Consider the following 15,969-nt stretch of genomic DNA (forward strand, 5'->3'; position numbering starts at 1 on the left):
AGAGCTCAAAAGAGAATTTCGCCGTCTGAAATGTTCTCAAGCGACATATGATCATTCTGGGTACAGTCAGAAGGAGAATCAAGAGAAAACCTTCGATGAGCGTAAAGCTGATTGCTGTTTACTATGCTTATTTTTGAAACATATTTGATTCTTTTCAAAACTGTACAGATCACGAAATGAAGGATAGAAAGGAGGCGGTCGCGTCTATTGATCAATGTTTCACTAAAAAGAAGGGGTGAGCAATAGAGAAATGGCATCTTACAACTATGTAGAGGTTCTCCAAAAATCCATGCTGTTTTATGAAGCGCAGCGGTCAGGCCGGCTTCCGGAAAGTAATCGTCTTAACTGGCGGGGAGATTCTGGACTAGAGGACGGGAAGGATGTTGGGCATGACTTAACTGGCGGCTGGTATGATGCAGGAGATCATGTGAAATTTGGACTTCCGATGGCTTATTCAGCAGCCGTGCTTGCATGGACAGTATATGAATACCGGGAAGCTTATGAAGAAGCAGAATTGCTTGATGAGATCTTAGATCAAATCAAGTGGGCAACGGATTATTTTTTGAAAGCACATACAGGACCGAATGAATTTTGGGCGCAAGTAGGTGATGGAAACGCCGATCATGCTTGGTGGGGTCCAGCAGAAGTGATGCCGATGAACCGGCCAGCTTTTAAAATTGATGAACATTGTCCTGGCACAGAAGTAGCTGCACAAACTGCGGCGGCTTTAGCAGCAGGTTCTATCATTTTTAAAGAAACAGATGCGTCCTATGCAGCAAAGCTTTTGACGCACGCCAAACAGCTATATGCATTTGCTGACAGGTATCGCGGCAAATATACAGATTGTGTCACCAATGCGCAGCCATTTTACAACTCCTGGAGCGGCTATGTTGACGAACTTATTTGGGGCGGGATCTGGCTGTACTTGGCGACAAATGAAGAAACCTATTTAAACAAAGCATTAAAAGCGGTAGAGGAATGGCCGAAGGATTGGGATTATACGTTTACCATGTCATGGGACAATACTTTTTTTGCCTCACAAATCTTACTAGCAAGAATCACGAAAGAAAACAGATTTATAGAATCGACAGAGCGCAATCTTGATTACTGGACTACAGGTCTTGTTCAAAATGGAAAAGTAGAAAGAATCACCTATACGCCTGGCGGTTTGGCATGGCTTGATCAATGGGGTTCACTTCGTTATGCCGCCAATGCAGCATTTTTAGCCTTTGTCTATGCTGATTGGGTATCTGATCAAGAAAAGAAAAATCGATACCAATCGTTTGCGATTAAGCAAACTCACTATATGCTAGGGGATAATCCGCTGAATAGAAGCTATGTCGTTGGTTTTGGCCAGAATCCTCCGAAGCACCCGCACCACCGTACTGCACATGGCTCATGGTCGAACCAGCTGACAAATCCTCCAGTTCATCGGCACACACTTTATGGAGCGCTTGTTGGAGGTCCTAATGCACAGGATCAATATGACGATGACATCTCGGATTATGTATCAAACGAGGTGGCGACCGATTATAATGCCGCCTTCACTGGAAATATCGCCAAAATGGTGCAGCTGTTTGGTCAAGGGCAATCAAAGCTGCCCAATTTCCCGCCTAAAGAACAGGTGGAGGATGAGTTTTTTGTAGAGGCAGCTGTGATGCATAACGATACAACATCTACTCAATTGAAAGCAGTGCTATACAACCGGTCCGGCTGGCCGGCAAGAAGCAGTCAAACACTGTCCTTTAGATATTACGTTAATCTGAGTGAGGTCTTTGCAAAGGGGTTCACTGAAAAGGATATTCAAGTGACAGCAGCCTACAATGAAGGCGCTTCCTTATCACCTTTAAAGGTATATGACGAATCAAGCCGCGTCTATTTTGCAGAAATCGATTTTACGGGCGTAGCTATTTCTCCTAGTGGAGAATCTGAGCATAAGAAGGAAATACAATTTCGATTATCTGCTCCAAATGGATCGAATATATGGGATGCCTCAAATGATTATTCCTATCAAGGATTAACATCCAATATGCAAAAAACAACAAAGATTCCTGTCTTTGACGATGGTGTTTTAGTATTTGGCACACTTCCAGACAAATAAAAAACAATGATTTTATTGAAAGGGTGAAGGACTTGTCAAACAAAGAACGGTTTTTAACGCTTTATCATCAAATCAAAAGCGATGCGAATGGATATTTTTCACCAGAAGGAATTCCTTATCATTCAATCGAGACGCTCATTTGTGAAGCACCTGATTACGGACATATGACAACTTCAGAAGCGTATAGCTATTGGCTGTGGCTTGAGGTGCTGTACGGACATTACACAGGGGACTGGAGCAAATTAGAGGCAGCTTGGGACAATATGGAGAAGTACATCATCCCAGTCAATGAAGATGGACATGATGAGCAGCCGCATATGAACGCTTATAATCCGTCCAGCCCAGCCACATACGCAGCAGAGAAACCATTTCCGGATCAATACCCAAGCCAGCTGACCGGTGCTCGTCCTGCTGGTCAAGATCCAATTGATAGTGAATTGAAATCAACCTATGGGAAGAATGAAACGTATTTAATGCACTGGCTCCTTGACGTAGATAACTGGTATGGCTATGGCAACTTGCTCAACCCATCACATACAGCCGCCTATGTGAACACATTCCAGCGTGGTCCGCAAGAATCTGTATGGGAGTCCATCCCTCATCCATCACAGGATGATAAATCTTTTGGTAAGCCGAATGAAGGCTTTATGAGCTTGTTCACAAAAGAAAATCAAGCTCCAGCTGCCCAGTGGCGCTATACGAATGCAACGGATGCTGATGCGCGTGCGATACAAGCGATGTATTGGGCAAAGGAGCTCGGCTATAATCAGTCAGCTTATCTTGATAAAGCGAAAAAAATGGGGGATTTCCTCCGTTACGGCATGTACGATAAATATTTTCAAACGATTGGAAGCGGGAAGCAGGGGAATCCGTATCCTGGAAACGGAAAGGGCGCCTGTCATTACTTAATGGCGTGGTATACCTCTTGGGGCGGAGGACTTGGGGAGTATGCAAACTGGTCATGGCGTATCGGAGCGAGCCATTGTCATCAGGGATATCAAAATCCTGTCGCCGCTTATGCTTTATCCTCTGATAAAGGAGGCTTAAAGCCATCTTCGTCAACAGGGGCAAGCGATTGGGAAAAAACCTTAAAGAGACAGCTTGAATTTTACGTATGGCTTCAATCGAAAGAAGGAGCCATAGCAGGAGGCGCAACCAATAGCTGGAATGGAGACTATAGCGCTTATCCAGCAGGAAGAAGTACTTTTTATGATATGGCATATGAAGATGCACCTGTTTACCTTGACCCGCCTTCAAATAACTGGTTTGGAATGCAGGCGTGGCCAATGGAGCGCGTAGCAGAGCTTTATTATATTTTTGTAAAAGATGGCGACAAAACATCTGAAAATGTCCAAATGGCCAAATCTGTCATAACAAAATGGGTCAGCTATGCCTTAGATTACATTTTTATCGGCAGCCGTCCTGTGTCGGATGAAGAGGGTTATTTCTTAGATGAGCAAGGACAGAGAATTCTAGGGGGAACGAATGTTTCAGTTGCTACAACAAGTGCGCCTGGAGAGTTTTGGCTTCCTGGAAATATTGCTTGGAGCGGACAGCCTGATACTTGGAATGGGTTCCAGTCTGCAACAGGAAATCCAAATTTAACAGCTGTAACTAAAGATCCGACTCAGGATACGGGCGTATTAGGAAGTCTAGCCAAAGCTTTGATATTCTTTGCTGCAGCCACAAAGCAGGAAACAGGTGATTATACAGCGCTTGGTGCAAGAGCGAAAGATGCAGCCGCGCAGCTCCTAGAGGTTGCATGGAATTACAATGATGGCGTCGGCATAGTGACAGAGGAAGATAGAGAAGACTATGACCGTTTCTTTAGAAAAGAAGTGTATTTCCCAAATGGATGGAATGGGACATTTGGTCAAGGAAATCAGATTCCTGGAGCCAGCACCATTCCTTCTGACCCGCAGCGAGGAGGGAATGGGGTCTATACGAGTTTTGCTGATCTTCGTCCGAAGATTAAACAAGATCCAGCATGGTCTTCACTCGAAAGTAAATATCAGTCTTCATTTAATGAAGCTACAGGCAAATGGGAGAATGGCGCACCAGTTTTCACTTATCACCGCTTCTGGTCTCAAGTGGATATGGCCACTGCCTATGCTGAATACCATCGTCTGATCAACTAAGAGGTTAAAATCAAGCTGCCGGCTTCTAGTCGGCAGTTTGATTAGTAATATCAATCCAATGAAGATAAGGGTGATTTCACATGGTCAAAGAAAGAAGCTTTCTTCATCATTCATTCAATAGAGGCGAAAATAGGCAGGAAAATCTGATGTGGAAAAAAGAGGCGGATGATCGAATCTCAGAGCATAGACAAAGAGATCTTGTGATCAACGTGACAAACGGCGAAAAAAAGCCAATAGCAGGTATAGAGGTTGAAATAAAGCAAATCAGACATGAATTCGCCTTTGGTTCAGCGATGAATGATCAAGTGTTATTTAATCAACAATATGCTGATTTTTTCGTAAAGCATTTTAATTGGGCAGTTTTTGAAAATGAAGCAAAATGGTATGCGAATGAGCCAGAAAGAGGGAAAATCACCTACGAAAAAGCAGATGCGATGCTGAATTTTGCAGATCGACATCAGCTTCCAGTGAGGGGGCACGCTTTATTTTGGGAGGTAGAGGATGCGAATCCAAGCTGGCTAAGGTCACTGCCGAATCACGAAGTATATGAAGCTATGAAAAACCGGCTTGAGCATGCGGGCAATCACTTTAAGGGAAGGTTCCGTCATTGGGATGTAAACAATGAAATGATGCATGGTTCATTTTTTAAAGATCGCTTTGGGAAAACTATTTGGAAGTGGATGTATGAAGAAACGAAAAAAATTGACACTCAAGCACTATTGTTTGTGAATGATTATAATGTGATCTCTTATGGTGAACACCATGCCTATAAAGCGCATATCAATGAACTGCGTCAGTTAGGCGCACCTATTGAGGCGATTGGGGTTCAAGGCCATTTTGAAGAACGGGTCGATCCAGTCATTGTCAAAGAGAGGCTCGATGTGCTGGCTGAGCTTGGTCTTCCAATATGGGTCACAGAGTACGATTCTGTTCACCCTGACCCTAATAGAAGAGCGGATAACCTGGAGGCTTTATATCGCGTCGCATTTAGTCATCCAGCCGTAAAAGGAGTGCTGATGTGGGGATTTTGGGCAGGTGCCCATTGGAGAGGTGAACATGCAGCCATCGTGAATTATGATTGGTCTTTAAATGAAGCAGGCCGACGTTATGAAAAGCTTCTAAATGAGTGGACGACCCAAAGAGTTGAAAAAACAGATGCTAATGGCCATGTGAAATGTCCAGCATTTCACGGAACATATGAGATTCGAATCGGTAAAGAAAGTAAAATGCTCAAACAGCAGACGATTGCACTTGATTCAAATGAACAAACACCGTATCAACTAGATGTGATCCTGCCTCAAGGAGGATAGAGATAGATTGTGAGGAGAATGTAAATGAAAAAGTTGGCTCAAAGAGTGTCTTGCTTCATACTTGTAGCCGCTATATGGTCTGGCTGGTTTTCGCTTACGATGAAGGCCGCCGCTTATGTGCAGACGTCTGGTACACAATTTACGCTGAACAATCAACCATTTTACTTCGCCGGCACAAATAATTACTATTTCCATTATAAATCTAAAAAAATGGTAGATGCTGTGTTCGATGATATGAAAGCAATGAATTTAAAGGTCATACGAATTTGGGGCTTTCACGACGGGGCCCCTCAAGAGAACTCAGTCTTACAATCTAGTCCAGGCGTCTATGAAGAATCTGGTTTTCAAAAACTAGATTATGCGATTTATAAAGCAGGACAGGAAGGAATAAAGCTTGTGATCCCACTAGTGAACAATTGGGATGACTTTGGCGGGATGAATCAATATGTGAAGTGGTTCGGGGCAGAATCGCATGATGCTTTTTATACAGATCCTCGTATTCAAAAAGCATACAAAAATTATGTGCGTTATGTATTAGAAAGAACCAATACGTATACAGGTGTTCAATATAAAGACGATCCAGCTATTATGACTTGGGAATTAGCCAACGAGCCGCGGATGCAGTCAGATCCCACGGGAAATGTACTTGTCAAATGGGCAGATGAAATGAGTACATGGATCAAATCGCTGGATCGTCACCATCTTGTTGCAGTAGGAGATGAAGGATTCTTTCGCATACCAGGACATGAAGATTGGTTTTACGGTGGAGGAGAAGGCGTCGATTGGGACCGTTTAACATCTCTTCCTAATATCGATTATGGAACCTATCATCTGTACCCAGATCACTGGAGCAAGTCTGCTGCCTGGGGAGTGAAATGGATCGAAGACCATATCACCCGCGGGAATTCAATCGGAAAGCCAGTTGTGCTAGAAGAGTTTGGCTATCAAAATCAATCAGCTCGTCCTGACGTATACCAAAGCTGGCTGTCAGCAGTTGAGCGGCTCGGAGGGGCTGGCAGTCAATTTTGGATTTTAACAAGCATTCAGGACGATGATTCGCTCTATCCGGATTATGACGGTTTCCGCATCATAAAAGGGAGCAGGGAGGCAGCACTTATCAGTGAACATGCGAAAAGAATGAATGAAAAGAACCGATGACGAATGCCTGCTGAATAAGGAACTGTTTATACAGCTCACTCCAATTAGTAATTCTTACTTTTCAGACAGAATATTTATCACTTTTTCTATATTTAAATTTCTTGAAATATGAAGCGGTTATGAGACCAAGTTCCAGAAACGATCAAGAAGCAGAAGGTATTTATGAGATTTCGTTGAAAGGAAGGGGGTGGTTATATTTTATTTTAATTCATAAAAAGGCATTTCCAATAACTTGACTAAATGGAAATTTAATTCTATACTCTGTAGTACAGAGTTCTTTGTGGAAGAGGAGTTTATTTATGTCTAATGAAAAATTTAATAATTCAGAAATATTAGAGAATTTATCTCATATCAAGACGATTACAAACTATAAAACAGAGTATTGTAAACAAACCAGTATTTATTTTATCATTTGGGGCCTTATTTGGATAATGGGATATTCAATACCTTTACTTTTTGCTCATTCTATAACTGCAGCTGTCTTTTGGCTTATTTTAGGCATTGCTGGCTGGGTTATCACTTTAACTACTTATTTTAAACAAAAGAAAATGATACCGATGCCCTTGTTTTTAAGAACTCAATTGCAATACACATGGCTTGGTATTGGAATCATTTTAGGTATCTTTATTTTTTTAATATGTGTTGGTTTATTACCATATACATTAAATAATTTACCCTTCTATGTTGTTTTATTGGTTTCCATCATGTATTTACTCTTAGGTATTGTTCTGGCTAAAGAGATCTTTATTATGGGGTTCTGGCTAAGTGTTTTAGGTGTAACTACATTTTTATTATTTCCTAGTTTAATGAACATTATCTTCGCTTTTATAGGTGGAGGAAGTTTGTTATTAACTGGTGTGATTTTAAAAAGAAAAGGACAAGGAAATGAGTAATGTCAATAGTTTAAATGATTTAATCCATCCAAAAGTTCGGTTAGGGATTATGAGTTTATTAATGATTTATGAAAAATGTGATTTTAGCTTCTTAAAAGGTTCTTTATCTGTAACAGATGGTAATTTGGGCTCGCATTTAAAAAAATTAGAGGAAGCAGGCTATGTGCTAATTACAAAGACCTTTGTGGATAAAAAACCAAAAACAATCGTGAGTATAACAGATTTGGGAGAGCACGCCTACAAAGAATATTTGAGTGTTATTGAAGCCATTTTAAAAAATAAATGAGATGAAAGGAAAGGGTGCCGAATGTTGCAAATAGAAAACGTCAGTAAAAAATATGGAACTTCCCAAGCGTTAAGAAGTGTTACATTAACGATTCCAGAAGGAGTTTGTTATGGATTAATAGGTCCAAATGGGTCTGGTAAATCAACCTTGATGAAAATTATATCTCACATCATTAAATCATATGAAGGCAAAGTTGAGCATGTTGGTGAATCTAAAAGTGCGCTCGGCTACATACCGCAAGACATCAGCTTAGAGGAAAAATTAACAGCTAAAGTAAATATGGAGTTTTTTGGACAAATTTATGGTTTAAAAGGGAAAACATTAGATGAAAGAGTAGAAAAAACACTAAAAGATGTAGGATTGTGGGAAAGAGCAAATGATATCGTTGAAAGCTTTTCAGGAGGAATGAAACGCCGTTTGAATATTGGCTGCGCTTTAATGCATGCTCCTAAGTTAATTCTTTTAGATGAACCGACAGTGGGGGTAGATCCTCAATCAAGACGTTATATTTTCGACATCATTAACAAATTGAAGGAAGAGGGAAGAACTATTATCTATGTTAGTCATTATATGGAGGAAATAGAGAGTTTATGTGATTATGTGGCTTTCATTGATAAAGGGAACATTGTTGAAGAAGGCAAAATAGATGAGCTTTTGAATCGTTACGCAGAAACATCAGTCTTTTTTGAATCTAAGATTCCTAATAAAACATTAACTAATCTCGGGTATGATTTTGTAACTTATCAAGGTGGAGTGTTAGTTAAAACTACAAAACCATTAGATACTTTAGAAGATTTGGCTAAACTGAGTAAGAAGGAATCATTGGTTCCCCAACAATTATCTTTGTACAGACCGAGACTTGAAGATGTCTTTTTTCAATTAACAGGAACAGATTTACGTGATCAATTACAATAAAAATGCCCTTTATGAATGAAAACCACTCTCGTATTTCAATGAAAATAACTTAAAAGAGTGACTGATGTAGAAAGAACATAAATCTAACGAACAGAATTAATTTGTGTGTACCGTAGATTTAAAATCATAAGTAATTAGTCAACATTATTTGACTAATTCTAATTCGCCACATCCGCAAATGGTAAAATAAATAAAAAATGTGATTATTTAAGAGTTGTATAGAAGGGAATCAAATGAATATAACGGGAGTGATTTTTATGTGGCCACTAGTCCGCATCGAATCTATAAAACAGGTGAAAGATCGATCATTGTTGTTCTGGACCATTTTATTACCAGTTGCTTCAATTATTCTTTTAATAGAATTATTTACATCAGGTAGTTCTCAAGCACAAAAAACATTGGTTGCTTCTCAATCAGTGACAGGGATGAGCGTGTTTTTCTCCACATTTGTCATTATTTCAATTGTCATTAGTTTTGTAAAAGATCGTGAGAAAGGAATTGTGGCAAGGCTGGCAAGTACTCCTTTACAGCCGCATCATTTTTTTCTTGGAAAGTGCGTTCCGTTTTTTATCATTATCTTATTTCAAGTTTTGTTGTTAACCATTTTAGGGGTTTATTTATATGGTATTGAAATAACACAATACAGCTCGTATTTCTTAGTAGTTGTCCTATTATCAATGCAAGTGACTTCATGGGGAGTTGCCATCGCTGCATTTGCTAAAACTGAGAATACAGGCTTAGTGATGACAAACATGATTGCTTTAGGGACAGCAGTTGCTTGTGGTTTATGGACTCCATTTGATCAATTACCTAGTTATCTCAAAATAATTGGTATGCTCTTCCCGCAGTATTGGGCACATCAAGGCTTAGTGCAATCAGTATCAACACTACCAGGAGGAGAGAATTTGATCTTAGTAACAGCAGTCCTTATAGGCTATACACTGTTAGGGTTTATTCTTTCGTTGGTTGGCTATAAAAAATATATAAAGAGAGCCAGAGGCTAGTCACTAAAAATTTCAGCTAAATGTTATGCGCCGCCAAATCAATGCATGTATGCTGTCTGTAAAAAAAGGAGTGAGGCAATGTTAAGTGAAGAGTTAGAACTGTATGTTGAAAGTTGTTTTCGCCCATATAAAAAAGACAAAACATATGAAGAAAAGAAAAAAGAATTATTAGAGCTGCTTGGAAATGTTAAATTAAAACTCGAAAATGATGGATTAAAAGATGCAGAGGTTCAGGATATGCTTATTGAAAAGCTGAAATCAGGCGAAATAAGCATTGATAACCATACATTAGTAATTGATGATCATAACCGCGTAGAGCACGTGAAAAAAATATTTGTTAATGCTGATTTAGAATGGTTAACATTTATAAATGTTAAATATAAGTTGTGCGATTTTAAAGGACTATCGATTGTACAAAAAGTAATGAGCCATTCAGATTTTAATGGGTGTTATCTGAGAAAAGTTAATATTAGCCATTCTAAAATTTCCTCAACTACCTTTGAAAAGAGTGATTTGACTAAATCTCATTTTGAACATTGTGAGATAACGAATTCATCCTTATATGGCTGTCATTTACCCAACATTAGTATGGATGAATCATCTTTAATCAATGTTTTATTTGAAAATTGTTATTTTAAAAACATTTCTTTTGAGAATTCTAAATTAATCAATGTTAATTTTAAATCATGTACGATTAAAAAATTAAACTTTATTGGAGTGACAATGGATAAAATGACTTATCATATTTTAGAAGGAGAAGGGGCAGATTTAAGGGGTGTGGAAGTAATCGATATTTAATACAGCAGGGGCTATTGAGAAAAATCTCAATAGCCTTTTATTTTTGTTTTATTCACTATCTCTTGCTGCCCCATTAACATGATATGAAAGTTTAATGCAAGGTTTTCGTTAAGCAAAATAAATGTGGAGAACTTCTATTTTCAAATAAAAGATGCCCACCCACCCAGCTAAGTCTTCTTTGCTAGGTGGGCGAGCGATCTTTTCAATGATATGTCGAAAAACTAAAGTTGATTAGAAAGTTGAAGAACTTGAGATGATTGTTGTGCAAGTGCAGCGCGCAGCCATTGGTTCGAATAAATGTTGACCTTCCCCGTGTACCTTAGCGGCCAAAGCAGTTGGGATTGTAATTTTAGTCACCTTTAGACCTCCTTATTTAAAATTTATCAACATAGATATGTAGTTGATATATTACATATGATGGTTCATAAGTCTTTATTTGTCAATGATTAAGTGTGAAAGTTTTATATTTTCTGAAAAGTTCGTTGATAACCCTGAAAAAGTGTGGTTTAATATGACTATGGAAAATAATACTATATTTAAAATTTTGTGTATTTAAAGGGTTTATATGGTCTTAATGTTGTTTTTTTGATTGAAGGGCGGCGTTATTTTGGATCAAATATTTTGGGTATTTAGATATTAAGTTAATTAAATGTATGAAAAAAGTTGAGGTTACTATGTTATGAAGAACTCGAATAGAAGATTACTTTTTCTATTATAAGTTGATTCACTTAGATTTTAACCATTTTATCCCAATGTGATCGGGAAAGAGGGGGCTCTTTATGAGTATTCATTATGTCGGTATTAGAGAACCAATCAAAGCCTATTTAGAGAAGATGAAAGTTGAGTATGAAGACTATCCTGCTCAAATAATCGATTTGGGCGGGGCTGTTAGTTATGACAAAGAATACTTTATAAATAATACTGATTTTCAAACGGAAACGATTATTTTATCTAATAGAAGGCATACTGTTGAGGATGAACTAGGTTCTCTTGAAAGTGAATTATTGAAAATCTATCAGAATAGCATACTTTATAGGACTTCACCGCTTGATATCAATATAGAACTTTATAGAGGATGGGCAGGTGCTACTGGTAAATTAATAACTGCATTTTCTCCCGAGGGAGTTAATTGGATCAATACAAAAGATGTTGTAAAGGCATGTTTAATCCCTAAAAAAGATGTTAGGAATCGTGCTGGAAAGGCATATGATTTAACAGGACCAGAGTTAGTAAGTATGAGTAGGCTGAAGGATATTTTTGAAGAGGATTTAAATATGAAAATTGAATTATATTGTAAAAGTAAAGAAGAGGTCATATCAATATTGTCCCAGAACAATATGCCTTTAGACGTATTAGAATGGTTAGTCGGTTTTCAAGAAGCTTCTTCTTCAAAACAATTACAGCCATTTACGAACACGCTTGAACAAATAATTGGTCACCCCCCAACTCGGGCCCAATTATCTAAAATACAAATTAATTATTCTTAAAGGAGGAATAATATATGTTTGTCAAAGACCAAGAAATGACGAGGTATAAATTAGCACCACACATTACGCTAGGTAAACTAGAAGACAGTTTGATTGGTTTAAAAGCGCAAACTGTCACCAAAATTGAAGGTGACGGAATTATTGAATTTATTCAAGAAATTTCTAATTATCTCACGGAAGATAATGGGGTTTCGATTAAAGAACTAGAGGAGAATTTCGAAGTAGAGAGTGATCAATTAAAACATGTCCTCGAATTTTTAGTTACAAACGGAATGTGTGTTAAGACGGATATGAACTTTGATTTGACGGCGCTTTTGTCTTATGAAAGAGCCGGTGGACAAGTATTGGTTGAAGATATACTAGATCGTTTAAAAACAGGAATTGTTGAAGTTATTACGCGAGATCATAATCCAGTTGCTGCTGAATTTATTCGTCATTTGCAAGAGGCAGGGCTACATGTAGTGCTTAAAGGAGAATTAAATAAGCAGCCGGATATCAGGGTTGCTATTGGCAACTCTCATTTAGACCCGATTTTTGAAGAAATAAATGATCTAGCATTAGAAGACCACATACCTTGGTTGAGCATTGTGCCATATGATGGACAGACATCTTGGGTAGGTCCATTTTTCATACCACATCAATCAGCTTGTTTACATTGCTATAACCTTCGAAAGTCAGCAAACTTTTCTGACGAAGTATTGCGTTCAGACTTAATGAAAATAAAGCCTATAAATCCTGAAAAGAAACCGGTTTATCATATGCCGATTCATTTAGTTCAAATCGGAATTGCAAGTAATTTAATTTTAGAATGGCTCACACTAAAAGATTACGCACCAAGTGCAATACCAGGTGGATTTACAACAATTAATTTAGATGATAAAGGTGTCTCATTTAATCATCATCGTGTCTATAGAGTACCTAGATGCCCGAAGTGTTCCCCAGCTGCAGATACAGGTTTTCCTCAAGTTTGGTTTCATGGTGAGGTGAATAATTAATTATGGCTAATAAATGGACAACGTTAGAAGAGTCATGGGAAATACTCGACCAATTGGCAGATCCTTATGTTGGGATAGTCCGTAGAGAGTATAGAAAACTCAGAGACGTTGATGATATATGGGGTCATTCATATGGAGCGCATGGTACAGACAGCAATATTTTATTTGGGGTACCGTCTAATTCTTATAATGGGGGAGGATCTGCTAATCCAGCTGCAGCCAGATTAGCAGCTATAGGTGAAACGGTGGAAAGATATAGTGCCGCTTATTTACCTTTAAACTCTGATGTTGTATGTTTTGGTACTCAAAAGGACTTAATCAATGAAGGCAAATCAGTAATTGGCTTTGATAAGTGGGAGATGTATGCTGTCACTCAATATGAAGACCCGAATTTTCCTCATGATAGATGGAATGAAGATACAAAATTATGGTGGAGAAAAGGTCATATTGCTGAAAATAATGAAGAAGTTTGGACGCCTGCTCAATTAATTCATATTGCAAACTATACTGAGTGGCCAGGAGACCCCAATATTGGTCATGCAACTAGTAATGGACTAGCTTGTGGTATTACATATCAAGAAGCGGCAATCTCAGGTTTATTTGAAACAATTGAAAGAGATGCATTTATGCTTACTTGGTACAATAAGTTAAGTTTACCGCAGATCGATATTAATACCTCACCTAGATTAAAACACTTCTATGAAAGATATATTAAACCTACTTCTCTTGATTTGCATTTAGTAGACATGAGCATTTTTTCTGGTGTTCCTACTATTTTGGCAGTGATAAGAAATCCTCATACAGATTTAGCTCCATTTGCTATTGGCGCGGCCTCTGCTCATTCAATTGAAAGAGCATGTGAGAAAGCTGCGATAGAGGGAATGTATACAAGAACTTGGGTAAAAACAGAACAACGATTAGGGAACGCCTTAGTGGATGTAGATTATCATCGAGATATTAACAGTTTTGAAGATCATATTAAACTCTATGCGGGAACAGCTATTGTGAAAGAAGCTGATTTTTTAACAGCAAGTGAGAAATTAGTGGACGTTAAAGACTATGCACCGTTTGATGATCGTTCTCCAGACATTCTATGGACTAACCTTATCAGTCATTTATCAAAACAAGGATATCATGTGGCAACTTTTGATTTAACCAGCCCTGATATAAAAGATGCTGGTGCCTATGTCGTAAAATCAATTATTCCTGGATATAAACCGATTGACGTTCTTTATAGAGGTAGAATGTTGGGCGGAGAACGAATTTTAAAACATTCTTATCATTTAGGTTTAGTAGATAAACCTTTTAAGTTAGAAGAACTGAATCCAATTCCGCATCCATTTCCTTAATATCGTAGAAAGGTGATTAAATATATGAATAGTATTGAAAGACATGCTACTAATTTGGCTGATGTTGTGTATGGAAACGAAGCATTACGGTTTGATGATCCTTCTGAAAATTGGTTTGAGGCAACAAAAATCTATAGGGGTTCAATGGCATGGGACGCACCTGGTGTTGCAGGGCTGCTGCGATCTCAAACTTTGCAAAAGATTGCTACACATGCAAGTAAAAGATTTGATGACCTGCCTTTAATTTTACTACCTAAACCATTAAATACAAATATATCTTTAGACGATGTCATTCAGGAACGAAGAAGTGCAGATTATTTTAGCGGGGGGAGTGTTTCATTAGAACAACTCTCAACAGTTTTACAGAAGAGTTATGGATTGGTAGAGCGTAAAGAAGGACCTAGACGCCCTATACCATCTGGCGGGGCACTTTATCCTCTAGATCTATTTATTGTAGCCAACAAAGTGGATTCTTTAGACAAAGGTATTTATCATTTCGATCCGTATAGAAAAGGATTGACTAAAATGGGTGATTACTCTGAAAAAGAATTTGAGAAAATAATGTTACAAGAAGAATCCGTTCAAGATTTTGCATTTGCTGTAGTCATTTCAGCGAATTTTTGGCGTTCTCGATTTAAGTATGGACATCGTTCTTATCGCTTCGTTTTTATGGAGGCAGGACATGTCATGCAAAATATGATTTTGCTATCTACTGCACAGAAGATTAATAGCCGACCATTCGGAGGGTTTATCGATGATGAGTTAATGGAACTGATCGGTGGATTTAATGGAGTAGATGACGCTCCAATTTATACATTGATTGCGGGTACTTAAATAGATGATTTCAATGGTAGCAGCTTTAGGGATCCTCCTTCACTTTTTGGGTCCCTTAAGCTCTAAAATGGTTATCAAAATCAAGAGAGATAAACCAATATCCGATCGAAAGTTAATAACATATATCACTCCTCAGAGGAGCTATGATGGATTCACGATAATCGGAGCTTCTATATGCTGTGGAGCATTTTCTCAAGAGCTCTTAGTTGAAATGTCTAATAATAAAAATGTGTATGGTATTTTATCCTTCTTTTTATTAGGTGTCCTATTACCGTCAGTTCTATGGAAATTAAAAAACAAAGTTGTTGCATTTAGAGGCAGATATGCTGTCAATGTTGATTCAATCTTTTTTCTTCCATTAACTGCTCTATCAGAAGAATTGATTTGGCGGTTCTTTCTTCCGTTGTTATTACTAACAAATTCTGTGGAATCTGTGGCGGTATCAATTTGTATCAGTTCAATAGGATTTATCTTGCTGCATATACCAATAGGCGGTGTTAAGTCTATTGCTTATATGTCGCTTTTTACATTCATCACAGTTATTTCATACTTAACATTTGGTATTCTAGCAGCGATAGCATTTCATATTTCACATAATCTGTTCATTCATTTTTTTCAACCTTTCAAAATAAAGAACTTCAAAACGAAACCTCCCGTATTATCTGAAACTGATTGGTGAGGCTTTTATAAAGGTGGTAAAC

Annotated in this window: 14 protein-coding genes; all 14 read left to right on the forward strand. The window is 38.1% G+C overall.

Annotated elements, in window-relative coordinates; translation table 11 throughout:
• The first annotated feature begins 250 nt into the window (after positions 1-250).
• The 14 genes from MHB66_RS07940 to MHB66_RS08005 all read left to right on the forward strand — a co-directional run bounded on the left by MHB66_RS07940 (position 251) and on the right by MHB66_RS08005 (position 15,947).
• The gene (locus tag MHB66_RS07940) at positions 251-2,101 is read left to right on the forward strand and encodes a glycoside hydrolase family 9 protein (protein WP_046310953.1); all 1,851 of its coding nucleotides are present in this window, start codon (positions 251-253) and stop codon (positions 2,099-2,101) included.
• 32 nt (positions 2,102-2,133) lie between these two features.
• Positions 2,134-4,239 carry a glycoside hydrolase family 48 protein gene (locus MHB66_RS07945; RefSeq protein ID WP_046310955.1) on the forward strand — a complete coding sequence of 702 codons (2,106 nt, stop codon included), beginning with the start codon at positions 2,134-2,136 and terminating at the stop codon, positions 4,237-4,239.
• A gap of 80 nt (positions 4,240-4,319) precedes the next feature.
• Complete coding sequence (locus MHB66_RS07950) at positions 4,320-5,549, forward strand: endo-1,4-beta-xylanase (RefSeq protein ID WP_046310958.1); 1,230 nt, start codon at positions 4,320-4,322, stop codon at positions 5,547-5,549.
• Between the two features lie 24 nt (positions 5,550-5,573).
• Entirely contained in the window at positions 5,574-6,707 is a 1,134-nt protein-coding gene (locus tag MHB66_RS07955) for a cellulase family glycosylhydrolase (RefSeq protein WP_046310961.1), read from the forward strand.
• Positions 6,708-7,006: 299 nt separating this feature from the next.
• On the forward strand, positions 7,007-7,600 hold the full coding sequence (locus tag MHB66_RS07960; RefSeq protein ID WP_034281824.1) for a hypothetical protein: 594 nt from the start codon (positions 7,007-7,009) through the stop codon (positions 7,598-7,600).
• Complete coding sequence (locus MHB66_RS07965) at positions 7,593-7,886, forward strand: transcriptional regulator (RefSeq protein WP_034281826.1); 294 nt, start codon at positions 7,593-7,595, stop codon at positions 7,884-7,886. Before MHB66_RS07960 ends, MHB66_RS07965 begins: the two co-directional genes overlap by 8 nt.
• Positions 7,887-7,907: 21 nt before the next feature.
• The gene (locus MHB66_RS07970) at positions 7,908-8,801 is read left to right on the forward strand and encodes an ABC transporter ATP-binding protein (RefSeq protein ID WP_034281828.1); all 894 of its coding nucleotides are present in this window, start codon (positions 7,908-7,910) and stop codon (positions 8,799-8,801) included.
• 233 nt (positions 8,802-9,034) lie between these two features.
• A complete protein-coding gene (locus MHB66_RS07975; protein ID WP_227001718.1) occupies positions 9,035-9,805 on the forward strand; it encodes an ABC transporter permease in 771 nt (256 codons plus the stop codon).
• A gap of 78 nt (positions 9,806-9,883) precedes the next feature.
• Positions 9,884-10,603 carry a pentapeptide repeat-containing protein gene (locus MHB66_RS07980; RefSeq protein ID WP_046310963.1) on the forward strand — a complete coding sequence of 240 codons (720 nt, stop codon included), beginning with the start codon at positions 9,884-9,886 and terminating at the stop codon, positions 10,601-10,603.
• A gap of 779 nt (positions 10,604-11,382) precedes the next feature.
• Entirely contained in the window at positions 11,383-12,090 is a 708-nt protein-coding gene (locus MHB66_RS07985; RefSeq protein ID WP_046310966.1) for a protein involved in maturation, read from the forward strand.
• 14 nt (positions 12,091-12,104) lie between these two features.
• Positions 12,105-13,085 (forward strand): TOMM precursor leader peptide-binding protein, encoded by a 981-nt coding sequence (locus MHB66_RS07990; protein ID WP_034281831.1) that lies wholly within the window; start codon positions 12,105-12,107, stop codon positions 13,083-13,085.
• 2 nt (positions 13,086-13,087) lie between these two features.
• Entirely contained in the window at positions 13,088-14,434 is a 1,347-nt protein-coding gene (locus MHB66_RS07995; protein WP_046310969.1) for a YcaO-like family protein, read from the forward strand.
• 24 nt (positions 14,435-14,458) lie between these two features.
• Positions 14,459-15,268, forward strand: coding sequence for a SagB/ThcOx family dehydrogenase (locus MHB66_RS08000; protein ID WP_034281835.1), 810 nt, complete (start codon positions 14,459-14,461; stop codon positions 15,266-15,268).
• A gap of 13 nt (positions 15,269-15,281) precedes the next feature.
• Positions 15,282-15,947: a CPBP family intramembrane glutamic endopeptidase gene (locus MHB66_RS08005; RefSeq protein WP_052712387.1), complete on the forward strand. Its 666-nt coding sequence runs from the start codon at positions 15,282-15,284 to the stop codon at positions 15,945-15,947.
• Positions 15,948-15,969: the final 22 nt, after the last annotated feature.

Origin of the sequence: Bacillus sp. FSL L8-0167, assembly GCF_038630295.1 — a bacterium.
GTDB lineage: Bacteria > Bacillota > Bacilli > Bacillales > Bacillaceae > Bacillus > Bacillus safensis.